The sequence below is a fragment of the Novosphingobium capsulatum NBRC 12533 genome (genome assembly GCF_001598375.1).
Taxonomy (GTDB): Bacteria; Pseudomonadota; Alphaproteobacteria; order Sphingomonadales; family Sphingomonadaceae; genus Novosphingobium; species Novosphingobium capsulatum.
On sequence record NZ_BCYV01000005.1, the window covers coordinates 363,218 to 386,482 of the forward strand.

Below are 23,265 nucleotides of genomic sequence, written 5' to 3' on the forward strand. Positions count from 1 at the left end.
TGGCCGCTTCACACCCTCCACCCTTCCTCGCGCGCCTGACGCGCCAACCAGCACGAGGTCGCATGTCCGCCGATCGTCCTTCTTTCCAGCCCGATGCGCAAACGATTGCTCACCCGGTCACCCGGCAGCCGAGCCGCTGGGAGCCGCATGGCTATGACCCCGTGCCCGAAATTCCGCTGGTGACGGCGGCCGATGTCGCGCCGATCATGCCCGGCCTCGATCTGTGGGACTGCTGGCCGCTGGCGCACGAAGACGGGCGCACGGCGGTGCATGCCGGGCGCACCTGGTGGTTCTTCCTCAGCGCGCCGTGCTTCCCCGATCCGGTGCAGCGGCACGACGTGGCACGTATCCGCCTGCTGTCGCACGGCGCGGATGGCTGGCGCGATCATGGCAACGCCTTGCCCGATGGGCTCAACCCCGGCACCCGCGAATGGGCCGGCTGCGCCGTGGTGATGGATGACGGCGTTTCGGTGACGCTGTTCTACACCGTGGCCGGGCGCCAGGGCGGGGCCTTTTCCTATGAGCAGCGCCTGTTCTCAGTGCCCGGCACGCTGGGCGCGGATGGCCCGGGGCAGTGGCAGGCTCCGCAGGAAATCGTTGCCGCCGATGGCCGCCGCTATATTGCCGATCGCCAGGAAATCACCAATCCCGCGCCTGGTTCGATCAAGGCGTTTCGCGATCCCGCGTGGTTCCGTGATCCGGCCACCGGCCAGCGTCACATCGTCTTTACCGGCAGCGCAGCCTGGACCGACAACCCGCACAACGGGCTGGTAGGCTTGGCCACGCTGAGCGATGCCGGCTGGCTGCTGGAAGATCCGCTGGTCGAGGCGATCGGCACGAATAACGAAATGGAGCGCCCCTGTGTGGTATGGCGCGAGGGCCGTTATTACCTGTTCTGGTCCACCCAGCGGCATACTTTTGCTCCTGGCGCCGTCGATGGGCCCAACGGCCTTTATGGCATGGTGGCCGACAGCCTCACCGGCCCGTGGCGCCAGATCAACGGCAGCGGCCTGGTTGCCCCCAATCCGGCCGGCGAGCCCGGCCAGACCTATAGCTGGTGGGTGACGGGCGAAGGCGCGGTGTGGAGCTTCATCGACTATTGGGGCATGAACGGGCGCAAGCTGGCCGATCATCCCGAACTGCTGCGGGCCCAGTTCGGTGGCACGCCGGCGCCGGTGTTCCAACTGGCGTTTGACGGGGATCGCGTCACCGTCGCGGCCTGAACCTGGCGGCTTGGCCCCCCGTGCTGGTCAGGCGCTTTCGCGCACGACCAGTTCGGGGGCCATGATCGTTGATGGGGTTTCCACGCCGGCGATGCGCTGGGTCAAGAGGTCGACCATCGCGCGCGCCCCGCCAGCGATATCCTGGCGCACGGTGGTAAGCTGCGGCACGGTCTGCGTGGCGATCGGCACATCGTCAAACCCGGTCACGGCCACATCGTGCGGCACACGCACACCGCGTTCGTGCAGCAGGCGCAGCGTGGTCATCGCGATCACGTCAGACGCGCAGACGATGCCGTCGATCTGGCCGGCGAACTGCTCAAGGTGCCCGGCCACCTGTTCGGGGATTTCCTCGTTGGACAGATGGGTGGAACAGGCCACGAGCGGCGTGGCCCCCGCGCATGCCGCCACGGCATCCTGCGCCCCGGCCAGGCGATCGGCGATTTCCGGCGCGCCGGTATCGCCAAAGAACACGAGCTTGCGCTTGCCCTGGTCGAGCAGGCGCTGCGCCGCCAGGCGGCCGCCCAGGCGGTTGTCGGTGCCCACGGTGCAATGGATCTGCCCGTCACGGTGGCTGCCCCACACTACCATCGGCAGATAGCGTTCTGCCACCCGCTCGATCGCCTCCATCTGGTTGGACTGGCCGATCACCAGGGCGCCATCGAGCATGCCGGAATCGACGATGCGATCCAGCCATTCGTCATCGCCCGGGATCACGCGCGACAGCATCAGGTCGTGCCCGCTTTCCGTCAGCGCATCGGCCAAGTGCCCAAACAGCGTCATGAAAAACGGATCGGAAATGTGTTGGCGGCGCTCGTGGCCGAGCGGGATGACCACGCCGATCACGCCGGTGCGCTGCGTGCGCAGGCGGCGGGCCATCTGGTTGGGCCGGAACCCATGTTCGCGGGCGATGGCCTGGATGCGCTCGCGCGTTTCGGCGTTGACCAGGCTCTTGCCGGCCAGCGCGCGCGAAACAGTGCCGGCCGAAACACCGGCCATGCGTGCAAGTTCCGCAATGTTGCGGATCCTGGGTTTGCTTGCCTCTCTTACGGTCTTTTCGTTGGACGTTTCGGTCATGGCCACGCTTTTAGCTGGGGGAACCCTGAAAGCAAGGTAGAGCAGGCAACTTAAAGCCGTGCAACGCCGGGCTTCGAGGCGATGGGTGATGCAGCGATGCCACAGCCCGAGGCAAAGTGATAGCCGACGATGCAATCCATTGCATAGCGCGCAAATGCGCATTGCAAACGATTGTAGTGGTGCGTATCAGGCTATTTATCGATTCCCGCTCCGCATGTGGGAACGTGTTCATGGGAGAGTACCTGATGAAGCCGTCCGCTTTTCTGTCGTGCGCGTCGCTCGCCGCCCTTGCCGGTGCGCTGATTGCCACGCCCGCCCTGGCGCAGGATGCCCAGCCGGCCGCGACCCCCGCCGATGACGCCGCCGATGTCGCCCCGATCGTGGTGACCGCCGCTGCCGGCGGCAAGTCTGCCCAGCTTTCGTCGATCTCGGTGTCGCAGATCAACCAGGAAGCGGTCACCAACTTCACCCCGCGTTCGCAGGCCGAAGTGCTGCGCACGATCCCCGGCCTCAACGTGCAGGACACCGCCGGCCCGGGCGGCAACGCCAACATCGGCGTGCGCGGTATTCCGGTTTCCACCGGCGGTTCGGAATATGTCGGCCTTCAGGAAGATGGCCTGCCGGTCACCCTGTTCGGCGATATCCAGTTCGGCAACAACGACTACTGGGTGCGTTTTGACAACAACGTGAACCGCGTGGAAGCGGTGCGCGGTGGTTCGGCCTCCACCTTCTCCAGCCAGGCGCCCGGCGCGGTCATCAACTATGTGTCCAAGACCGGTGAGCACGACGGCGGCGAAATCGGCCTGAGCCAGGCGCTCAACTATCGCGAAACCCGCGTCGATTTCGATTACGGCGGCCACCTGTCCGACAGCGTGCGCTTCCACCTGGGCGGCTATGCGATCGATGGCAACGGCCCGACGCACCTGCCGTACAAGGCGCAGAGCGGCTATCAGATCAAGGGCAACATCACCAAGGACTTTGACGACGGCAAGGGTTACATCCGCTTCAACTTCAAGCGGTTGGACGACAAGGAGCCGACCTTTACCTCGATGCCCAGCCTGGTGACGCTCTCGGGCAACAAGATCACCGGCTACAGCACGTTCGATGGTGTCGACGCGCGCAAGTATGCCTCCACCGGCATCTACAACCAGAACTTCCAGATCCTTGATGCCAACGGCAACGTGCGCACCGTGGCGATGGAAGGCATTCACCCGGTCGCCACCGCGCTGGGCGGCGAATTCCACTACGAATTCACCCCGGCCTTCACCGTGACTGACAAGGCCCGCTGGACCTCGATGAGCGGCACCTTTGCCAACCAGTGGACCGGTGAAGCCACCGCTGCCTCGCTCGCGGGTCTGGGCACGCTGCGCTATGCCGCCGGCCCCAACGCCGGCCAGGTCTATAACGGCCGTTTCGTCAGCAACAGCGCGCAGGCCTATGTCGACATGAAGGATGTCGGCAGCCTGGTGAACGACCTGACGTTCAGCGGCAAGTTCGACGTGGGTGACGGCGCCAAGGTCAAGGCCAATGCCGGTTGGTTCCACATGCGCCAGACCGTGGCGATGGATTGGCGCATCAACAACGCCACCCAGACTCTGAATGGTTCGAGCAATCCCGTTCCGCTCGACCTGTTCGATGCTGCCGGCAACCAGCTGACCGCGCAGGGCCTGACCGGCTTCAACAACCAGTGGGGCGGCTGCTGCGGCGGGCGTTCGTATGACGTCAGCTACACCGACGATGCGCTTTATGGTCAGCTCGAAGGCCAGGTTGGCCACCTCAACCTCGATGGCAGCGTGCGCTATGACAGCGTGAAGGCATCGGGTGCGGCCTATGCGCCGCAGGCCGTGGGCAACGTGACGGTTACCGACGCGCTCGGCTCGGCCTCGATCCCGGCCTACAACACCAAGTCGACCCCGGACAATGTGCTGAACTACACCAAGAGCTATGTCAGCTGGTCGTTTGGCGCGCTCTATGAAGTGAGCAACGACACCAGCGTGTTCGTCCGCGTCAGCCGCGGTGGCCGCTTCAACGCCGATCGCCTGCTGTACAACAATGCCAACTTCACGGCCGATGGCAAGCTGACGGCCGGTGGCGATCACCTCTCGGTCAACTATGTCAGCCAGCAGGAACTGGGCCTCAAACAGCGCGGCAACGTGGGTGGCGGTCGCTATCACGCCGAAGTCACGCTCTATCGGGCGCAGGTGAAGGAAAGCAATTACGACTTCACCGCTCCCTCGCGCGGGGAAAGCCCGTTCATCGACGCGATCTACCACTCCTATGGCGTGGAAGCCTCGGGCGGCGTGTCGGCGGGCCATTTCTCGCTCGACGGCTATGTGGTCTATACCCATGCCGAAAACGTCGGCACCAAGACCACCCCGGTCGCCATGCCGAAGTGGACCTGGCTGGTTTCGCCCAGCTATGACGCGGGCGTTGCCGCCATCGGCTTCTCGGCCAGCGGCCAGTCCAACTTCCTGGTTTCGGGTGGCTATACCGCGCCGGGCCGCACGTTCGTGAACGGCTTCGTCAAGGTTCGCCCGGCCGACAAGCTGGAAGTGAGCTTCAACGTCAACAACCTGTTCAACACGCTGGGCTATCGCGCCAACAACGGTTCGATCGCGGTGGGCCCGGGCACGGCCGGCCTGTCTGCCAACCAGGCGATCTTCGACAACAGCGCCATGCTGGGCCGCACGATGAGCGCTTCGGTTCGCTACAAGTTTTGATCCACGGGAGGGCGGCCGGGGCATTCCCGGCCGCCTTTCTCATGACAGACAAGCAGCAAAAAGCCCGGCAAGGTCAGACCTTGCCGGGCTTTTTGCATGCGCCGTGCGGCAGGCGGGATCAGCCCGGCAGGGCCGCGTCCAGCGCCTGGCAGCCCAGCGCGATCGCGCCGGTGATGCCGGCATCGTCGCCCAGGCCCGGCGTGACGATATAGGTTTCCAAGCCAGCATCGAGGCGCGGGTGGCTGACATAGCCGTTGAGCTTGGCTTCCGTCTGGCGGCGAACCGATTCCACTAGGCCCGGCGCCTTCATCACGCCGCCGCCAAAGATCAGGCGATCGGGCATGTGCAGCAGTACCAGGCTGGCCGCGAGGTGCGCGATATAGCCGCCGATCAGATCGATCGCCGCGCTGTCACCGGCCAGCTGGTCCAGGCTCTTGCCCCAGCGCTTTTCGATTGCCGGGCCCGATGCCAGGCCTTCCAGGCAATCACCGTGATAAGGGCACGATCCTGCGAACGGATCGAGCGTGCGGTCGTGCGGGGGCAGGATATGCCCGCTTTCAAAGTGGGAAATGCCCATTAGCGAGCGGCCATGGCTGACGACGCCGGTGCCCACGCCGGTGCCGATAGTGGTATAGGCCAGCGTGCGGCACCCTTGCCCTGCGCCTTTCATCCATTCGCCCAGGCACGCGCCGTTGACGTCGGTATCGACCACGATCGGCGCGCCGAAGCTGCCCAGCACATCGTGGAAACGCGCGCCCTGCCAGCCCGGCTTGGGCGTGGTGGTGAACGTGCCATAGGTGGGCGAGGTGAGATCGATGTCGATCGGGCCGAAGCTGGCAACGCCAAAGGCGGCGACGGGGCCGTGCTCTTCCTGCGCGGCGGCAAAGAAATCGGCCAGCGCGGGGAAGCAGGTTTCGGGCGTTTGCGTGGGAATGCGCGTGCGCGCCAGGATTTCGCCTTCCGGGGTGGCGAGTGCGGCGATGAACTTGGTTCCGCCTGCCTCGATCGCACCGATCAGGGGGGCACCGTTGAGCGGGGCAGCAGGCATTATTTCTCCCTTTGGATCGCACAAATCGGACGGTCCTTGAAGGCGTGATGCCAGCATGGTCAACCTCTTTGCAATCGAATTATCACGAAAACGGCGCGATCATGCGCACGGCAGGAAATTGCGCGCGCTACCATGGCCAGCCATGGAAACGTGCTTGGCAGTGCCCACCCCGCTTGCATACTTATGCGACGTGCATCGCGCCGCATGAGCGACTAGGGCAGGCATCGACAAGGACCCAACCCAAGGGGTCGCACGTTGCCATGCAAGCGCGCACGGCATTCGTGTTGCGAAAGATAAGGAGATCCGCCGATGGCCGACAGCAGTTGTTCTGCGCTTTTGCTCTTTGGCGCAACCGGCGACCTTTCCCGCCGGATGCTGTTGCCCTCGCTCTATGCCCTGCATGAAGACGGGTTGATCGATCCGGGCCTGCGCATTGTCGGCACCGCGCGCTCGGAACACACCGACGCTGATTTCCGTGACTTTGCCCACGCCGCGCTTGATGAGTTCCTGCCGGAAGACCGCAAGGACGAAACCAAGCTGGCGAGCTTCCTGGCGCGCCTGGAATACCAGACGCTCGATGCGTCGAACGTCGATGGCTTTGCCGATCTCGCCACCAAGCTGGGCGATACCAGCTGCGGCCTGTCGATCTTCCTGTCGACCGCGCCCGCGCTGTTCGAGCCGACGATCGAGGGCCTGCGTCGCGCTGGCCTGGCGCATGACAACGTGCGCATCGGCCTGGAAAAGCCGCTGGGCAATGATCTGGCCTCCAGCCGCCGGATCAACGATGCCGTTGCCGGGGCCTTTGCCGAAGACCAGATCTTCCGCATCGACCATTATCTGGGCAAGGAAACCGTGCAGAACCTGATGGCGCTGCGCTTTGCCAACATGATGTTCGAGCCGCAGTGGAACGCCGGCAATATCGATCACGTGCAGATCACCGTCAGCGAAACCGTGGGCCTGGAAGGGCGCAAGGGTTTCTACGACGATACTGGCGCCCTGCGCGACATGGTGCAGAACCACATGCTCCAGCTGCTCGCGCTGATCGCGATGGAGCCGCCGCGCGATTTCGATGCCACCTCGATCCGCGATGAAAAGGTCAAGGTGCTGCGCGCACTGCGCACGGTGAAGGCCGAGGAGATGGTGCGCGGGCAGTATCGTGCCGGGGCGGTGAAGGGCGGTGGGGTGGCTGGCTACCAGGAAGACCTGGGCGAGCCGTCGGACACCGAAACCTTCGTGGCGATCAAGGCGCATGTCGACAACTGGCGTTGGCAGGGCGTGCCGTTCTACCTGCGCACCGGCAAGCGCCTGGCCGAGCGCCGCTCGGAAATCGTGGTGCAGTTCAAGCAGGTGCCGCACAACATCTTCTCGGGCCGTGGCGGCAAGTTGCAGGCCAACCGCATGGTGATCCGCCTGCAGCCGGAAGAATACGTGCGGCTTCAGGTCATGGCCAAGGAGCCGGGCCTCGATCGCGGCGGGGTGGTGCTGCGCGAGGTCAACCTCGATCTCTCGCTGACCCAGGCCTTTGCCAAGGCGCGGCGTCGCATTGCCTATGAACGCCTGCTGCTCGACCTGATCGAGGGCGAACAGACGCTGTTCGTGCGCCGTGACGAGGTGGAGGCGCAGTGGCGCTGGGTCGATGCGATCCGCGCGGTCTGGGCCGGTGGTGACATGGAGTGCAAGCCCTATGCCGCCGGCAGCTGGGGCCCCAACGCGGCCATCGCCCTGACCGAGCGCGACGGGAGAAGCTGGAATGACTGAGACCGCCAACCCGCGTGTGCGGTGGGCCACGCCGGGCGATGCCGCCGCCGTGGCCGATCGCATCGCCACCGAACTGGCGCGTCCGGGTGAAAAGCGCCTGGCGATGACCGGCGGCTCCACCCCGCTCAAGGTCTTTGCCCTGCTCAAGGATCGCGGGCTTGACTGGTCTGGCGCCACCCTGGCGCTGACCGACGATCGCCGCGTGCCCGATGATCATCCCGCCAGCAATTTCGGCAAGCTTTACGGCGCGCTGGGTGACAGCGGTGCCAGGTTCGAGCGCCTGGAAGAGGGCGCCGCAGTGGCGCCGTTCGATCTGGTATGGCTGGGCATGGGCGAGGATGGCCACGTCGCCTCGCTGTTTCCGACCATGCAGGCGCTGGTCCGCCCCGGCGCCACGGTGATTGCCACCACGCCGATCCCGCTGCCGCCCGAGGCACCGTTCGATCGGCTGACGCTGACCGCGCGGGCGCTCAAGGCCACCAAGGAAGTGATCCTGGTCGTGACCGGCGCATCGAAGAAGGCGCTGATCGAAGACGTGCTGGCGGGCAACGCCGATTACCCTGTTTCCGACTTCCTGCGCGGCAGCGATGGCCCGCCGGTTACCATCTATTGGAGCGAATGATGGCCCTTCATCCTACCGTGGCCAAGGTCACCGATCGTATCGTGGCACGCAGCCGCGATACCCGCGCCGCCTATCTCGATCTCATCGATCGCGCGCGCGAGGCAGGCGTCAACCGCCCCAAGCTGACCTGCGGCAACCTGGCCCATGGCTTTGCCGCCGCCGGGGATGACAAGCTGGCGCTGCGCGATGGCAAGGCGCTGAACATCGGCATCGTCAGCGCGTTCAACGACATGCTTTCGGCGCACCAGCCCTATGGTCGTTATCCCGAACAGATCAAGGTTTTCGCCCGCGAAGTGGGCGCTACGGCGCAGGTGGCGGGCGGCGTTCCGGCGATGTGCGACGGGGTGACGCAGGGCCAGGATTCGATGGAACTGTCGCTGTTCAGCCGCGACACCATCGCGATGAGCACCGCGGTGGGGCTGTCGCACGGCATGTTCGAGGCGGCGCTGTTCCTGGGCATCTGCGACAAGATCGTGCCTGGCCTGATCATCGGCGGCCTGCGCTTTGGCCATCTGCCCACGATCCTGGTCCCGTCGGGCCCGATGCCCACGGGCCTGGCCAACAAGGAAAAGGTGCGCATTCGTCAGCTCTATGCCGAAGGCAAGGTTGGCCGCGACGAACTGCTCGAATCCGAAAGCGCAAGCTATCACTCGGCCGGCACCTGCACGTTCTATGGCACGGCCAATTCCAACCAGATGATGATGGAAATGATGGGCCTGCACATGCCCGGTTCCAGCTTCGTCCTGCCCGGCACCAAGCTGCGCCAGGAATTGACCCGCGCCGCCGTGCACCGCGCCGCGCAGATCAGCTGGGATGGCGATGACTATCGCCCGCTGGGCCATTGCGTGGATGAGAAGGCCATCGTCAATGCGGTGGTCGGCCTGCTCGCCACGGGTGGTTCGACCAATCACGTCATCCACATTCCGGCCATGGCGCGCGCCGCTGGTGTGCAGATCGATTGGGACGACATGGACGAGCTGTCGCGCGTGGTGCCGCTGATCGCCAGCGTCTATCCCAATGGTGCGGGCGACGTGAACTATTTCCATGCCGCCGGTGGCATGCCCTATGTCATCCGCGAACTGCTCGACAACGGACTGGCCCATGCCGACATCCGCACTGTCTATGGCGCTTCGCTGGCCGATGGCGCGCAGGAACCGGTCATGGATGGCGACACGCTCACGTGGAACCCCGCCCCGGTGAAAAGCGGGGATGACAGCATACTGCGCCCGGTCACCGCGCCGTTCCAGCCCGAAGGCGGCCTGCGCCTGCTGCAGGGGAACCTGGGCCGTGGCACGATCAAGGTCAGCGCGGTGGATGCATCGCGCTGGACGATCGAGGCGCCCGCGCGCGTCTTTGCCGATCAGAACGACGTGCTCAAGGCGTTCAAGGCCGGCGAACTCGAACGCGATGTGATCGTCGTCGTGCGCTTCCAGGGCCCGGCCGCCAATGGCATGCCCGAACTGCACAAGCTGACGCCGCCGCTCGGCGTGTTGCAGGATCGCGGTTTCCGCGTGGCATTGGTCACCGATGGGCGCATGTCTGGCGCATCGGGCAAGGTGCCAGCGGCAATCCACGTCTCGCCCGAAGCCAAGCTGGGCGGCCCGCTCGCCAAGCTGCGCGATGGCGATATCGTGCGCGTCTGCGCGCAGACCGGCGAACTGGTGGCGCTGGTCGATGCTGATGAATGGGCTGCGCGTGAAGACGTGGTTGCCCCGCCCGAGGCGATGGGCGTGGGCCGCGAGCTGTTTGCCCTGATGCGCCACTATTCCGATCCGGCCGAGCGCGGTGGATCGGCCATGTTGGCCGCAGCAGGCCTGTAACGTCCGGCATTCGGGGGAGAGGATATCATGGAACTCGTAGCCGTAGACATCGGCGGTACGCACGCGCGCTTTGCCTTGGCCACTGTGGAAGGTGGCCGGGTTACCCACCTGGGCGAGGCCGTCACACTCAAGACGGCCGAACATGCCAGCTTCCAGCTGGCGTGGGAGGAATTCGCCCGGCAGAACGGTGGCGTGGTGCCCAAGGCCTGCGCCATAGCCGTGGCGGGGCCGGTGGGTGGTGAGGTGATCAAGTTCACCAATAACCCGTGGATCATCCGCCCGGCGCTGATCCCGGAAAAGCTGGGCGCCGAACGCTATGTCGTGGTCAACGATTTCGCCGCCGTCGCCCATGCCGTGGCCCAGGCCGGCGAAGAACACTTCATCCATCTGTCTGGCCCCGATGTGTCGCTGCCCGATCATGGCGTATTCAGCGTCGTCGGGCCGGGCACCGGGCTGGGCGTGGCCCAGTTGTGGCGCCATGCGCATGGCTATCATGTGCAGCCCACCGAAGGCGGACATATCGATTATGCCCCGCTTGACGGGATAGAGGACGCGGTGCTCGCCCGCCTGCGCAAGCGTCATCGCCGCGTGTCGGTAGAGCGCGTGGTGGCCGGGCCTGGCATCGTCGATATCTATGAAACGCTGGCGCTGATCGAGGGCGCGCCGTTCATCCCGCGTGACGACAAGGCGATCTGGACGCTGGGCAGCAGCGGCGAAGACAGCCTGGCCGCCGCCGCGATCGACCGCTTCTGCCTGAGCCTGGGCAGCGTAGCGGGCGACCTGGCGCTGGCCCATGGTGCCTCGGCCGTGGTCATGGCCGGCGGGCTGGGCCTGCGCATCAAGGATTGCCTGGTGCGTTCGGGCTTTGCCGAGCGGTTCCGCGCCAAGGGACGGTTCGAGCAGATCATGGCGCAGATGCCGGTCAAGCTGATCACCCATCCGCAGCCCGGTCTGTTTGGCGCAGCTGCCGCCTTTGCCCAGGCCAACAAGGACTGATCGAGCCACCGGCCGCCTTGCACATGCGGGGCGGCCGGGGCACAATTGGCCCATGCATGTTATTCACGATCCCGCCAGCGAGCCCGAAGAAACCATTGCCTTCAGCGATTTCCTGAAAGTGGACATTCGCATCGGCACCGTGCTTTCCGCTGAAGACCTGGTTGGCGCGCGCAAACCATCGATCAAGCTGGTGATCGATTTTGGCCCTGGCGTGGGCCATAAGAAAAGCTGCGCGCAAGTGGCCGCGCTGTATGATCCGGCCAGCCTGATCGGCCGCCAGGTCGCCGCCGTGGTCAACTTCCCGCCGCGCCAGGTGGGCAAGGCCATTTCCGAAGTGCTCACGCTCGGCTTCGCCGATCCCGAAGGCCGCGTGGTGCTCGCAAGTCCCGAACGCCCCGTGCCCAACGGCGCCCGCCTGCTATGACCGCGCCCACGATCTGGACCATTGGCTACGAGCAGGCGACGCTCGATGCCGTGATCGGCACGCTCAAAGCCGCCGGCGTCGACGTGCTTGCCGACGTGCGCGCCCTGCCGCTGTCGCGCCGGCCCGGCTTTTCCAAGACCGCGCTGGCCGGAGCGCTGGCCCAGGCCGGCATCCAGTATGTGCATTTCAAGGCGTTGGGCACGCCTGCGGACGGCCGCGCCGCCGCACGCGCGCATGATCACGCGGCGCTGGAACGCATCTATGCCGGCCAACTCGAACTGCCCGAGGCGATGGCTGCTGGGGCGCACCTGCATGCCCTGGCCACGGAAAAGCGCGTTGCCCTGTTATGCTATGAACGCGCCGCGCACGAATGCCACCGCACTTTGCTGCGCGAAGCGATGCTGCCAGAGTTTGCCGCGGTCGATCTGGTGCCGGACGTAGTCTGAGGCATCGCCCCTCCACCAGCCTGCGGCTGGTCCCCCTCCCCACAAGTGGGGAGGACCTTCAAGATCCTCCCCACTTGTGGGGAGGGGGACCGCCGCGTAGCGGTGGTGGAGGGGGCGCTTAGCGCGCCAGTTCCTCGTCAAGGAACGCTGCCACATCCGCCAGGTCCACATCCTTGGCCAGGAACGTCTGCCCCAGCCCACGCATCAGCAGGAAGGGCAGGGTGCCGGCGTCCATCTTCTTGTCGTGGAGCATGTGATTCTTGAGCGTCTGCCCGTCGCAATTCATGTCCAGCGCCTTGAGCGAAGCCGGGAGGCCCACGGCAGCGATATGCGCGGCGACGCGCTCGGCATCCTGGCGGCTCATCAGGCTAAGGCGCGCGGAATAGCGCGCGGCCAGGATCATGCCCAGCGCCACGCCTTCGCCGTGCAGCAGGCGATCGGAAAAGCCGGTCTGCGCCTCGAGCGCGTGGCCAAACGTGTGCCCCAGGTTGAGCAGGGCGCGCACGCCCGTGGTTTCCTTTTCATCGGCCGCGACGATCCGCGCCTTGGCCGCCACGCTGCGGGCGATGGCGTGCTCGCGAGCGGCGGGGTCGCCGGCCAGCAGGCGGGCGGCGTTGGCCTCGCACCAGAAGAAGAATTCGGGATCGTCGATCAGCCCGTACTTCACCACTTCGGCATAGCCGGCGCGCACATCGCGCAGGGGCAGGGTATCGAGGCTGAGGGGATCGGCCAGCACCAGGCTGGGCTGGTGGAACGCGCCCACCAGGTTCTTGCCCATGGCGGTGTTGATCGCGGTCTTGCCACCAACGCTGGAATCGACCTGCGCCAGCAGCGTGGTGGGCATCTGGATAAAGCCGCAGCCGCGCTTGACCATCGAGGCGGCAAAGCCGGTCAGATCGCCGATCACGCCGCCGCCCAGCGCCACCACGTTGTCCTTGCGCTCGATCTCCAGGCCCAGCAGCCAATCGACCACGCGCACCAGGCTGTCCCAGGATTTGGTCGCCTCTCCGGCCGGCAGCACCAGCCACTGGCTGGCGATGCCCTGCGCGGCAAAGCTGGCCGTCACCGTCTCGCGCCAGGCGGCGGCGACGTTTTCGTCGGTGATCACCGCGACGCTGTCCTTGCGCACGAACGGGCGGCACAGCGCGCCAGCGCGGGCGAGGGCGCCTTCTTCGATCACCACGTCATAGGGGGCGCCGGCAATGGCGACGGGGATTACAGCCATGCGTCAATCGCTTTCAGGATGCGGTTTGCCGTCACGCCGTGGGGCAGGTTGCCGCTGGTGATATGGATTGCCGCCTGCTCATAGGCGGCGCGCCGGTCCTCGCGCAGGCGGGAAAGGATCTCGCGCGGGTTGCCGCCGCGCAGCAGCGGGCGGTTGTCCTTGCGGCCCACGCGCTCCACCAGCGTGTCGATATCGCTGTCGAGCCAGACCGATACCGCCTTGTCGAGAATCAGCCGCCGCGTATCGGGATCGACAAAGGCGCCGCCGCCGGTGGCCAGGATCTTGCGCCGCGTTGGCGTGGCGCCGTCGAGCAGGCGGGCGATGACCCGGCGCTCGCCACTGCGGAAATAGGGTTCGCCATAGGTGGCAAAGATTTCGGGGATCGGCATTTGCGCCGCGCGCTCGATTTCTTCGTCCGCATCCACAAATGGCACGTCGAGCAGGCTGGCCAGCTTGCGGCCCACCGTGGTCTTGCCCACGCCCATCATGCCCACCAGCACCACCGGCCGATCGATCCGGCGGCCAATGCGGGCGATTTCCGCCATGGATAAGAGGGCGCTTTCGTGGTCCATTGCCGCGCCGCCTATACTTGCGCTAGGGCCAAGCGCAAGCGCCGTGGCAGCGAGGCAACGTGAACAATCAGGGTTCGATGCAAAGTGGCAAGGGTGACGGGCGAGGGCCGGAAAATCGGCCGACGCTTTCCGCTGGTGGATTCGAGCCGTTTCAGGGGCTGCCCTGGCTGGCGATCGGCGGTGGCCTGGTGGCGGCCGTGATCGTGGCTCTGGTTATGCTGGCCTGGATGCTGGGCGGGCCACGCCAGACCGCTTGGGTGGAACAGCCCGTTGCCGTGCCCAGTAACGCCAGCTCGGCCCATTCGGAAAGCAAGCCATGAAACCGCGCCTTTTCCGCCATGCCCTGCTCGGCTGCGTTGCCATTGCCGGGATGACCGGCGCGCTGCTGGCGCAGGAATCGCTGCTGCCGCCCGGTTTTGACAAGCCGGCGGCGCAGCCCGCACGCCCGCAGCCGGCCAAGGCCAAGCCCGCGGCAGCATCTGGCGCCGCCAAGGCGGCTCCCGCGCCGGCCAAGCCCGCCACAACCCCGGCGGCGCCCGCGGCCGTTGCGTCACCGGTGATCCAGCCGCTTCCACTGGACGAGAATGCCGATGTGACCGGCAATAGCGGCCCGGCCGATCCGCTCGATTCGATCGATCCCGGCACGCTTGATGCGCTGATCGCCAAGGCTCAGCCCAAGTACGATATTCCGCCCAGTGCCCAGCGCAGCCTGGCGCGGGTCGGAGTGATCGACCAGATCGATGGCGGGTTTCCGGCCACGTCCACGCATTATCTCAACGGCCCGTTCGTGGAGCAGTTGCTCAACCACATGCGCGGGCCGATGGTGTCGCGCTGGGGGCATATCCTGGTGCGCCGCGCGCTGATGAGCCGCATGGATACCCCGGTGGGCATGAACGGCGCCGATTGGGCCGCCCTGCGCGCTGGGCTGCTGCTGCGTATGGGTGAGGCTGATCCCGCGCGCGCCATGGTGCAGTCGGTCGACAGCGGCTTTTTTACGCCGGGCCTGGAAGACGCCGCGATGGGGGCATTCCTGGCCACGGCCGATCCGGTCGGGCTGTGCCCGATCACCGCGCTTACCGCCGCAGGGCGGCAGGGCATGCAGTGGGACCTGACCCGCGCGATCTGTTCTGGCTTTACCGGCGATGGGCCGCCGGCGATGGCGCAGCTTGATCGCCTGATGCGCCGCGGCGGCGCCGACAAGATCGATATCCTGCTGGCGCAGAAGCTGGCCGGCGCCACCTCTGCCACGCGCCGCGCGGTCAACATCGAATGGAAGGATGTCGATCAACTCACCCCGTGGCGCACCGGCATGGCCTTTGCAGTCGGCATCGAACCGCCGCAGAACCTGCGCGAGCAGGCCTGGGCCGATTATGCCGTGCTGGCCGTGCGTGCGCCCATGCTGCCGCTGCCGGCACGCTGCGCTGCAGCCGATGTGGCCGCCGGCCGGGGCATCCTGTCGAGCGCGGCGATGGTTGATCTTTATAGCCAGCTTGCCGAAATCAACGCCCAGGACGGGGCCGACCAGGACAAAACCTGGGGCCCGCTGGCCGACAAGCTGCGCACCGCCTATACCGCGCCCGAGGCCGCAGACCGCTTGGCCGCGATCAAGGCGCTGTGGGGTTCGGCCGACAATCCCGATCGGGCCTATTCGCGCCTGGTGCTCACGGCCTATGCCGCCGCGCGCATGCTGCCCAGCCCCGATCTGGCAGGCGATGCCGGGGGCCTGATTGCCTCGATGTTGACCGCTGGCCTCGATGCCAATGCCGCGCGGTGGAGCGGTGTCGTCGCCATGGGCAGCGAGCCCTGGGGCCTTATCGCCCTGTCCGCCCCGGCCAAAAGCACGGCGATCGGCAACGCCGCGCTGGAATCCTTCCAGAGCGGCGATGACAGCAGCGGCGCGCTGCGTTCGCAGTTCCTGCTGGCCGGGCTGATGGGCCTGGGTCGCGTGGATGATGCCACGGCCAATGCCTTTGCCGGCAAGCTCAAGATCAACATGGGTCGGCAAACGCGCTGGACCCGCGCCATCGATGATGCTGCCCAATCCGACAATCCCGCGCTGGTCGCGCTGCTTGCCGGCTTTGGCATGCAGGCGCAAAGCTGGGACAAGATGACGGCGGTGCATCTTTATCACATCGTTTCGGCGCTGCGCCGCGTTGGCCTGGATGGCGAGGCGCGGATGATCGCCGCCGAAGCGGTGGCGCGGGTGTGAAGGCGCGGTTGTGACCAGGCGCGGCGCCGGCCCGGCCTCTCCGGCGGTGGCGGCGTTCCTGGCGATGATGGCCGCCGAACGGGGCGCGGCGGCCAATACCCTGGCCGCCTATGCGCGCGATCTTGCCGGCGCCGAAAGCGTGGTCGGCAATCTGGTTACTGCTGATGTCGAGGCGCTGACCGGCCTGGCGCAAACCTGGGCCGAACTTGCCCCGGCCAGCCAGGCACGCAAGATTTCGGCGCTGCGCCAGTTCATGGCCTTTGCCCAGGACGAAGGCCTGCGGGCCGATGATCCCAGCACCGCGCTGGTGCGGCCACGCGCCCGGCGGCCGCTTCCGCGCCTGCTCGATCATGCGGAAATCGCGCGTTTCCTGGAAACGGCAGAAGCCGATGCGGCCGCCGGCACGCCCGAGGGCGTGCGGCTGCTGGCCCTGGTCGAACTGCTCTATGGTTCGGGCCTGCGCGCGACGGAGCTGGTCTCGCTGCCGCTGGCGGCGCTGCCGCGCGACGTGCCGTTCCTGGCGATCACCGGCAAAGGTGGGCAGCAGCGCCTGGTGCCGGTGTCCACCCGGGCGCTGGCGGCGTTGCGGCGCTGGCTGGCGGTGCGGCCGGGTGGTTCGCGCCACCTCTTTCCCTCGCCGCGTGGCGGGCACCTGACGCGCGTTCGTCTGTTCCAACTGGTGCGCGATCTGGCCTTGCGCGCCGGAATCGATCCGGAGAAGGTCAGCCCGCACGTGCTGCGCCATGCCTTTGCCACCCATCTGCTGGAGGGCGGGGCAGACCTGCGCGTGTTGCAGACCCTGTTGGGCCACGCCGATATTGCCACCACCGAAATCTATACCCACGTGGATTCGGCCCGCCTGGTGGCGCTGGTGAACGAGAAGCACCCGCTCAGGCACCTTTGACCATGCGCGACCATTGACCAAACGGCCGCGTGTCCCTAGCGCAGGCGCCATGATTTCGTACCTCGAATTCGAAAAACCCGTCGCCGCCCTGGAAGCCCGCATCGCCGAACTGCGCGATACGGCTGCCGCCAGCGGTGAGCTGGATATCGCCGCCGAGATCCGTCGTCTTGAGACCAAGTCGGCCGAGCTTCTGGCCAACACCTATCGTGCGCTCTCGCCCTGGCAAAAGACCCAGGTGGCCCGCCATCCGGCGCGGCCGCACTTCCGCGACTATGTCGAGCGGATGTTCACCGGGTTCATGCCGCTGGGTGGGGATCGCCTCTATGGCGAGGATCAGGCGATCGTCGGCGGCTTTGCCCGTTTGGGCAATCGCCGCGTGATGCTGATCGGCCATGAAAAGGGCCACGATACGCAAAGCCGCATTCGCCACAATTTCGGCATGGGCAAGCCCGAAGGCTATCGCAAGGCGGTCCGCCTGATGGAAATGGCCAGCCGATTCGGCCTGCCGGTGGTCACCCTGGTCGATACCTCGGGCGCGTTTCCGGGTGTCGAGGCTGAGGAACGCGGCCAGGCCGAGGCGATTGCCCGCTCCACCGAAGCCTGCCTGGCGCTGGGCGTGCCGATGGTCGCCACGATCGTGGGCGAGGGCGGCTCGGGCGGGGCCGTGGCACTTGCCAGTGCCGAGCGCGTGCTGATGCTCGAACACGCGGTCTATTCGGTGATTTCGCCCGAAGGCTGCGCCTCGATCCTGTGGCGCACGGCTGAAAAGGCACCCGAGGCGGCCGAGGCCATGAAAGTGACGGCGCAGGATCTGCTCTCGCTGGGCGTGATTGATCGCATTGTGCCCGAACCGGTGGGCGGCGCGCATCGCGATCCGGCCGCCACCTGCACCGCACTCGCCGCCGCGATCGGTGAGGAACTCGATCACCTGGCCGGCAAGAACGCCGATGCCCTGCGCGCCCTGCGTGCCGAACGGTTCCTGCGCATCGGCGCCTGATCCGCACAAGCCAGACATGAAAAGGCCGCCGGCATGATGCCTGGCGGCCTTTTTCGTGCCGGCCGTCTGGTGCTGCTGACAGAAAAGGGGCGGAAAAAGGCCCCCGCCTTCTTCCGCCCCTTCCTGTTGCTCACCCGGCGTGTTTCGCCGGGCGACGGCGCCTCTTAGAGGTGGCCGTCCGAAGCGTTGTTCATGTCGTTCGACACGAGGTTGAAGGTGTTGCCGAGCGAGTTGCCCAGCGCGCCCATGGCGGTGATGGCAGCAACGGCGATCAGAGCGGCGATCAGGCCGTATTCAATGGCGGTGGCGCCTTCTTCGTTGCGGAACAGGTCGCGGACGAGCTTCATAAATTCTACTCCTGAAGAGATCTTCTTTTCCCGGCCCGCCTCGGTTTTGCGTCACGCTGCGGACAATGCTGTCTCTAGGCAGTAAAACCTAAAATGCGCTTAATGCCGATTGGCCGCAGCCACCGCTGCATTGTCGATAATGTGCCAAAGACGGTAGAGTTGATTGGTAAACGCGTTGAGCCCGAAAACGATCGACAGGCCCAGTGCCCCCACCAGCAGGCCATATTCCACCAGCGTCACCGCCTCGCTTTCGCGCGCGATCCTGCGCAAGAAGTTCTTCATGTCTTGGCCCCATCCACCTGTGCATCTTTCCGCTTAGCGGGACATGGCCTAAGAAACCGTTGCCGGCATGACTGGCGGTTTGCCCTTATGTTTTGCCGGATCGGATTAACCAATGTCAGCTACACTTGCCTCGCCCCTGCCGCACCAGGCATCCGCGCCGCTGCTGGTCGTCGCTGCAGCGCTGGTAGCGGGCGAGGGCAGCGAAGGCCGCCTGCTGTTGCAGCAGCGCCCGCTGGGCAAGCATCACGGCGGGTTGTGGGAATTTCCCGGCGGCAAGGTGGAGCCAGGTGAGACGCCGGCAGCGGCCCTGGCGCGCGAGTTGGCAGAAGAGCTGGGAATTGCCGTCGATCCTGCCGATCTGGCGCCGTTGACCTTTGCCGTGCACGAGGCGGCCACCAGCGGGCGTGATCTGGTCCTGCTGCTCTATCGCTGTGCCGCCTGGCGTGGCACGCCCGTGGCCGAAGAAGGGGCGGCGCTGCAATGGGTAGATGGGGCAGCCCTGCGCAGTTTGGCCATTCCCGAAACCATGCCGCCGCTCGATATTGCACTGTGTATAACTGCACAAAATTTGCTTGGCGCCTGAACAAGACGCTTGCCAACCTGCGCTGTGTGACATAGAGGCGCGGCTCCCCGGCACCCGTAGCTCAGCTGGATAGAGCATCAGACTACGAATCTGAGGGTCGGACGTTCGAATCGTTCCGGGTGCACCATTCTCCTTTCAGGGGCGTGGGGCAGGGGAAGGCCTTCACTGGCCATACATGGCAGGCACCCGTAGCTCAGCTGGATAGAGCATCAGACTACGAATCTGAGGGTCGGACGTTCGAATCGTTCCGGGTGCGCCATACCTTTCCATTGGAAAGGCGCCTGCATGGGTATCCCGGCAGGCACGACATTGGCAGGCACCCGTAGCTCAGCTGGATAGAGCATCAGACTACGAATCTGAGGGTCGGACGTTCGAATCGTTCCGGGTGCGCCACTCGCTTATCATCACGCTACAGCACGATCCGCACAAGCCGGCGCCTGTCTCGGGCGGCCGGTCGCATTGGTGTTTGCCGCCGCGGCCGCAACGCCACGATCCGGCCTGTGGTTGTGCGCGGCGCCATCCTCTTCGGCTGTCACTACGCAAACCCCGATTTGACGCACCGGGCAATTCATGCTGGCTTCGTGGCTTGTTCGGCGTGGAAAGGGCGGCGCGCATGGTGCGGCATCCGCGTCGTTTCAGGGTGCATTGCAATGCCGCATTGCAGCGATTTTTCGTTATACTAGTATAAATCCCGAGAAACCGCGTTTTCGCTGCATCAATTGTCGTCTTGGCCGCTGTTGGCCGTTGCGCAAGGCGCGATCATGGTTCAATGGGAGAGCCGGTTTTGCGAATACGCAGAGCCTTGAGGCAGCCAGAATAAGGATATTGAGACTTGGCCAAGTCCGCCAGGCCGCGTGCCGCCAATCCCCGCTCCTCCGCCCCCAAGCCTGCTGCTGTGGCCGCGTCGGTTTCCGACGTGTCGGCCGCGCTGAGCAGCCCGGTCGAGGACGATGCCACCTTCGCGCTGCGCAGCCTTCAGCAGTCGCACGCGAACAACAAGCGCTATGATGCGTCGGACGCCGAACTGCTCAAGTTCTATGAGCAGATGGTGCTGATCCGCCGCTTCGAGGAAAAGGCGGGCCAGCTTTATGGCCTGGGCCTGATCGGCGGCTTCTGCCACCTCTATATCGGCCAGGAAGCCGTGGCGGTCGGTCTGCAGTCGGCGCTCAACGAGGGCCACGACAGCGTGATCACCGGTTATCGTGACCATGGCCACATGCTGGCCTATGGCATCGATCCCAAGGTGATCATGGCCGAATTGACCGGTCGCGGCGCGGGCATCTCGCGCGGCAAGGGCGGGTCGATGCACATGTTCTCCACCGAGCACAAGTTCTTCGGCGGCCACGGCATCGTCGGCGCGCAGGTCTCGCTGGGTGCAGGCCTGGCGTTCGGCCATAAGTATCGCGACGATGGCGGCGTGTGCATGGCCTATTTCGGCGATGGCGCGGCCAACCAGGGCCAGGTCTACGAAACCTTCAACATGGCCGCGCTGTGGAAGCTGCCGATCGTGTTCGTGGTGGAAAACAACGGTTATGCCATGGGCACCGCGGTCAAGCGCGGTTCGGCCGAAACCCATTTCTATCGCCGTGGCACCGCGTTCCGCATCCCCGGCATGCCGGTCAACGGCATGGACGTGCTCGAAGTGCGCCAGGCTGCCGAAGTGGCGCTGGAATATGTGCGCGGCGGCAATGGCCCAGTGCTGATGGAACTCAACACCTATCGCTATCGCGGCCACTCGATGTCTGACCCGGCCAAGTATCGCAGCCGTGAAGAAGTGCAGGAAATGCGCGACAAGCACGATCCGATCGAGGGCGCCAAGCAGGAACTGCTCAAGCGCGGCGTGACCGAAGAAGCGATCAAGGACATCGACAAGAAGATTCGCCAGCAGGTGGCCCAGGCCGCCGACTTTGCCGAAAGCTCGCCCGAGCCGGACATGGCAGAGCTGTATACCGACGTGCTGGTGGAGAAGTACTGAGATGGCAATTGAACTCAAGATGCCCGCCCTCTCGCCCACGATGGAAGAGGGCACGCTGGCCAAGTGGCTGGTGAAGCCCGGCGACACGGTCAAGTCTGGTGACATCCTCGCCGAAATCGAAACCGACAAGGCGACGATGGAATTCGAATCCATCGACGAAGGCACGATCGGCGAACTGCTGGTTTCCGAAGGCACCGAAGGCGTCAAGGTCGGCACCGTGATCGCCACGCTGCAGGGCGAGGACGAGCCGGCTGCCCCTGCCGCCGCGTCCGCCCCGGCGGCCGAACCGGCGCCTGCCCCTGCTGCTGATCCCAAGGCCCAGGCTGCCGCCGCGATCGCGCCCAAGCATGACGCCAAGCCTGCGGCCGATCCGGAAATCCCGGCCGGCACCACGATGGTTCCCACCACCGTGCGCGAAGCGCTGCGCGACGCCATGGCCGAGGAAATGCGCGCTGATTCCGCCGTCTTCGTGATGGGTGAGGAAGTGGCCGAGTACCAGGGCGCCTACAAGGTGACCCAGGGCCTGCTCGAAGAGTTTGGCGACAAGCGCGTGATCGATACCCCGATCACCGAATATGGCTTTGCCGGCATTGGTGCGGGCGCCGCCATGGGTGGTCTCAAGCCCGTAATCGAGTTCATGACGTTCAACTTCGCCATGCAGGCGATCGACCACATCATCAACTCGGCCGCCAAGACCAACTACATGTCCGGTGGCCAGATGCGCTGCCCGATCGTGTTCCGTGGCCCCAACGGCGCCGCTGCGCGCGTGGGTGCGCAGCACAGCCAGAACTATGGCCCGTGGTATGCCGCAGTCCCCGGTCTCGTGGTCATCGCGCCTTATGACGCGGCCGATGCCAAGGGCCTGCTCAAGGCCGCGATCCGCAGCCAGGACCCGGTGGTGTTCCTGGAAAACGAACTCGTCTATGGCCGCACGTTCGACGTGCCGCAGCTTGACGATTTCGTGCTGCCGATCGGCAAGGCCCGCGTGGTGCGTGAAGGCAAGGACGTGACGATCGTGTCGTACTCGATCGGCGTGGGCTTTGCCCTCGAGGCTGCGCAGCAGCTGGCCGAGCAAGGCATCGATGCCGAAGTGATCGACCTGCGCACGCTGCGTCCGCTCGACAAGGAAACCGTGCTGGCCAGCCTCGCCAAGACCAACCGCATGGTCGTTGCCGAAGAAGGCTTCCCGGTCTGCTCGATCGCGTCGGAAATCATCGCCATCGCCATGGAAGAAGGCTTCGATCACCTCGATGCCCCGGTCCTGCGCGTGTGCGACGAAGACGTGCCGCTGCCTTATGCCGCCAACCTCGAAAAGGCCGCGTTGATCGACGCTGGCAAGATCGTGGCTGCGGTCAAGAAGGTCTGCTACCGCTAAGCGGTGGTGGCTGACCGGGGCGCAGGATCTCGCAGTGCATAATCCGGCAATGCAGGATCTGATCGATGGCTTGCCGCCGCTTGAACGGCTTGCGGCAAGCTATGCTCCGGCAGCCACACGCCCGCTGTGGATCGGCTATTTCGCGCTGGAACAGCGCCTAGCCGATGCCGCGCGGGATGGGCGCGACGCCATTATGATCCAACTGCGGCTGGCCTGGTGGCGTGATCGCCTGGGCGAGGATGCCGCCCGCTGGCCCAAGGGTGAACCCTTGCTGGCCATGCTTTCCCCCTGGAACCCGTCACGCCCCGCGCTTTCGGCACTGGTCGATGGCTATGAGGCGCTGCATGTGGGCGAGGAAGGCCCTGCCGCACTTGATGAGGCGCGCGTGGGCGTGATGCTGGCGCTGGCCGGCTTTTCCGATATTGCCGATCTGGCGCCGGTGGAACTGGGCGCCCGCCAATGGCGCGGCCTGGCACCGTCCACACCCGGAATGGCGCCGCTGCCCCGCGCGATGCGGCCGCTGGCGCTGCTGCGTGGCATGGCCCTGCGCGGCGAGGGCGGCAGCCCGGCGCTGCGCTTCCTCAGTGCCTTGCGGTTGGGACTGATCGGCCGCTGATCCTGCCAAATCGGTATTGCTTTCCTCTGTGAACGTCCGCCCGGGACCG

At 65.7% G+C, this 23,265-nt stretch carries 22 protein-coding genes and 3 tRNA genes; 19 read left to right on the forward strand and 6 right to left on the reverse strand.

Going from position 1 to position 23,265, the window contains the following annotated elements; all coding sequences use genetic code 11:
* Positions 1–62 precede the first annotated feature (62 nt).
* The gene (locus SCA01S_RS03330; RefSeq protein ID WP_084390739.1) at positions 63–1,223 is read left to right on the forward strand and encodes a glycoside hydrolase family 68 protein; all 1,161 of its coding nucleotides are present in this window, start codon (positions 63–65) and stop codon (positions 1,221–1,223) included.
* Between the two features lie 27 nt (positions 1,224–1,250).
* Here SCA01S_RS03330 and SCA01S_RS03335 read toward each other — a convergent pair whose 3' ends face one another.
* A complete protein-coding gene (locus SCA01S_RS03335; RefSeq protein ID WP_054131101.1) occupies positions 1,251–2,297 on the reverse strand; it encodes a LacI family DNA-binding transcriptional regulator in 1,047 nt (348 codons plus the stop codon).
* A gap of 245 nt (positions 2,298–2,542) precedes the next feature.
* On the opposite strand from SCA01S_RS03335, the gene SCA01S_RS03340 reads away from it, so the two are divergent.
* Entirely contained in the window at positions 2,543–5,017 is a 2,475-nt protein-coding gene (locus tag SCA01S_RS03340) for a TonB-dependent receptor domain-containing protein (RefSeq protein WP_062782828.1), read from the forward strand.
* Between the two features lie 118 nt (positions 5,018–5,135).
* Here the strand turns inward: SCA01S_RS03340 and SCA01S_RS03345 are convergent, their stop codons facing one another.
* Entirely contained in the window at positions 5,136–6,065 is a 930-nt protein-coding gene (locus tag SCA01S_RS03345; RefSeq protein WP_062782831.1) for an ROK family protein, read from the reverse strand.
* Positions 6,066–6,374: 309 nt separating this feature from the next.
* Between SCA01S_RS03345 and zwf the strand changes: the two genes are divergently transcribed.
* The 6 genes from zwf to SCA01S_RS03375 are packed head-to-tail and all read left to right on the forward strand — an operon-like array spanning position 6,375 to position 12,131.
* On the forward strand, positions 6,375–7,823 hold the full coding sequence (gene zwf / locus SCA01S_RS03350; protein ID WP_022676386.1) for a glucose-6-phosphate dehydrogenase: 1,449 nt from the start codon (positions 6,375–6,377) through the stop codon (positions 7,821–7,823).
* A complete protein-coding gene (locus tag SCA01S_RS03355; RefSeq protein WP_062782834.1) occupies positions 7,816–8,445 on the forward strand; it encodes a 6-phosphogluconolactonase in 630 nt (209 codons plus the stop codon). Before zwf ends, SCA01S_RS03355 begins: the two co-directional genes overlap by 8 nt.
* Positions 8,442–10,265 carry a phosphogluconate dehydratase gene (gene edd, locus SCA01S_RS03360; RefSeq protein ID WP_062782837.1) on the forward strand — a complete coding sequence of 608 codons (1,824 nt, stop codon included), beginning with the start codon at positions 8,442–8,444 and terminating at the stop codon, positions 10,263–10,265. Before SCA01S_RS03355 ends, edd begins: the two co-directional genes overlap by 4 nt.
* Before the next feature lie 27 nt (positions 10,266–10,292).
* Positions 10,293–11,261, forward strand: coding sequence for a glucokinase (locus SCA01S_RS03365; protein ID WP_062782840.1), 969 nt, complete (start codon positions 10,293–10,295; stop codon positions 11,259–11,261).
* 52 nt (positions 11,262–11,313) lie between these two features.
* Positions 11,314–11,685, forward strand: coding sequence for a tRNA-binding protein (locus tag SCA01S_RS03370; protein ID WP_062782843.1), 372 nt, complete (start codon positions 11,314–11,316; stop codon positions 11,683–11,685).
* Positions 11,682–12,131: a DUF488 domain-containing protein gene (locus tag SCA01S_RS03375; protein WP_022676391.1), complete on the forward strand. Its 450-nt coding sequence runs from the start codon at positions 11,682–11,684 to the stop codon at positions 12,129–12,131. The genes SCA01S_RS03370 and SCA01S_RS03375 overlap by 4 nt, the downstream gene beginning before the upstream one ends.
* 118 nt (positions 12,132–12,249) lie before the next feature.
* Here the strand turns inward: SCA01S_RS03375 and aroB are convergent, their stop codons facing one another.
* Together aroB and SCA01S_RS03385 are read right to left on the reverse strand one after the other, a co-directional pair.
* Entirely contained in the window at positions 12,250–13,356 is a 1,107-nt protein-coding gene (gene aroB / locus SCA01S_RS03380) for a 3-dehydroquinate synthase (RefSeq protein WP_062782846.1), read from the reverse strand.
* A complete protein-coding gene (locus tag SCA01S_RS03385; RefSeq protein ID WP_022676393.1) occupies positions 13,347–13,928 on the reverse strand; it encodes a shikimate kinase in 582 nt (193 codons plus the stop codon). The genes aroB and SCA01S_RS03385 overlap by 10 nt, the downstream gene beginning before the upstream one ends.
* Positions 13,929–13,987: 59 nt before the next feature.
* Between SCA01S_RS03385 and SCA01S_RS03390 the strand changes: the two genes are divergently transcribed.
* Genes SCA01S_RS03390 through SCA01S_RS03405 form a run of 4 tightly spaced genes read left to right on the forward strand, consistent with a single transcriptional unit; the run spans position 13,988 to position 18,038 of the window.
* The gene (locus SCA01S_RS03390; RefSeq protein ID WP_062782848.1) at positions 13,988–14,248 is read left to right on the forward strand and encodes a hypothetical protein; all 261 of its coding nucleotides are present in this window, start codon (positions 13,988–13,990) and stop codon (positions 14,246–14,248) included.
* Positions 14,245–16,137, forward strand: a complete 1,893-nt coding sequence (locus tag SCA01S_RS03395; protein WP_062782851.1) for a hypothetical protein — start codon at positions 14,245–14,247, stop codon at positions 16,135–16,137. The genes SCA01S_RS03390 and SCA01S_RS03395 overlap by 4 nt, the downstream gene beginning before the upstream one ends.
* A 10-nt stretch (positions 16,138–16,147) precedes the next feature.
* Positions 16,148–17,041: a tyrosine recombinase gene (locus tag SCA01S_RS03400; protein ID WP_281191297.1), complete on the forward strand. Its 894-nt coding sequence runs from the start codon at positions 16,148–16,150 to the stop codon at positions 17,039–17,041.
* A 49-nt stretch (positions 17,042–17,090) separates the two neighbouring features.
* Complete coding sequence (locus tag SCA01S_RS03405) at positions 17,091–18,038, forward strand: acetyl-CoA carboxylase carboxyltransferase subunit alpha (protein WP_022678267.1); 948 nt, start codon at positions 17,091–17,093, stop codon at positions 18,036–18,038.
* 164 nt (positions 18,039–18,202) lie between these two features.
* Here the strand turns inward: SCA01S_RS03405 and SCA01S_RS03410 are convergent, their stop codons facing one another.
* Positions 18,203–18,385 (reverse strand): Flp family type IVb pilin, encoded by a 183-nt coding sequence (locus SCA01S_RS03410; RefSeq protein WP_022678268.1) that lies wholly within the window; start codon positions 18,383–18,385, stop codon positions 18,203–18,205.
* Positions 18,386–18,484: 99 nt separating this feature from the next.
* On the reverse strand, positions 18,485–18,667 hold the full coding sequence (locus tag SCA01S_RS03415) for a Flp family type IVb pilin (RefSeq protein ID WP_062782854.1): 183 nt from the start codon (positions 18,665–18,667) through the stop codon (positions 18,485–18,487).
* A 112-nt stretch (positions 18,668–18,779) separates the two neighbouring features.
* On the opposite strand from SCA01S_RS03415, the gene SCA01S_RS03420 reads away from it, so the two are divergent.
* From SCA01S_RS03420 to SCA01S_RS03450, 7 genes are all read left to right on the forward strand, one after another.
* On the forward strand, positions 18,780–19,250 hold the full coding sequence (locus tag SCA01S_RS03420; protein ID WP_062782856.1) for an NUDIX domain-containing protein: 471 nt from the start codon (positions 18,780–18,782) through the stop codon (positions 19,248–19,250).
* 50 nt (positions 19,251–19,300) lie between these two features.
* Positions 19,301–19,377, forward strand: a tRNA-Arg gene (locus SCA01S_RS03425).
* A 55-nt stretch (positions 19,378–19,432) separates the two neighbouring features.
* Positions 19,433–19,509: transfer RNA gene (locus tag SCA01S_RS03430), tRNA-Arg, on the forward strand.
* A 57-nt stretch (positions 19,510–19,566) separates the two neighbouring features.
* Positions 19,567–19,643, forward strand: a tRNA-Arg gene (locus tag SCA01S_RS03435).
* A 502-nt stretch (positions 19,644–20,145) separates the two neighbouring features.
* Complete coding sequence (gene pdhA / locus SCA01S_RS03440; RefSeq protein ID WP_412103061.1) at positions 20,146–21,225, forward strand: pyruvate dehydrogenase (acetyl-transferring) E1 component subunit alpha; 1,080 nt, start codon at positions 20,146–20,148, stop codon at positions 21,223–21,225.
* Between the two features lies 1 nt (position 21,226).
* On the forward strand, positions 21,227–22,600 hold the full coding sequence (locus tag SCA01S_RS03445) for a pyruvate dehydrogenase complex E1 component subunit beta (RefSeq protein WP_062782861.1): 1,374 nt from the start codon (positions 21,227–21,229) through the stop codon (positions 22,598–22,600).
* A gap of 34 nt (positions 22,601–22,634) precedes the next feature.
* The gene (locus SCA01S_RS03450) at positions 22,635–23,216 is read left to right on the forward strand and encodes a hypothetical protein (protein WP_157088841.1); all 582 of its coding nucleotides are present in this window, start codon (positions 22,635–22,637) and stop codon (positions 23,214–23,216) included.
* The last annotated feature ends 49 nt before the right edge of the window (positions 23,217–23,265 follow it).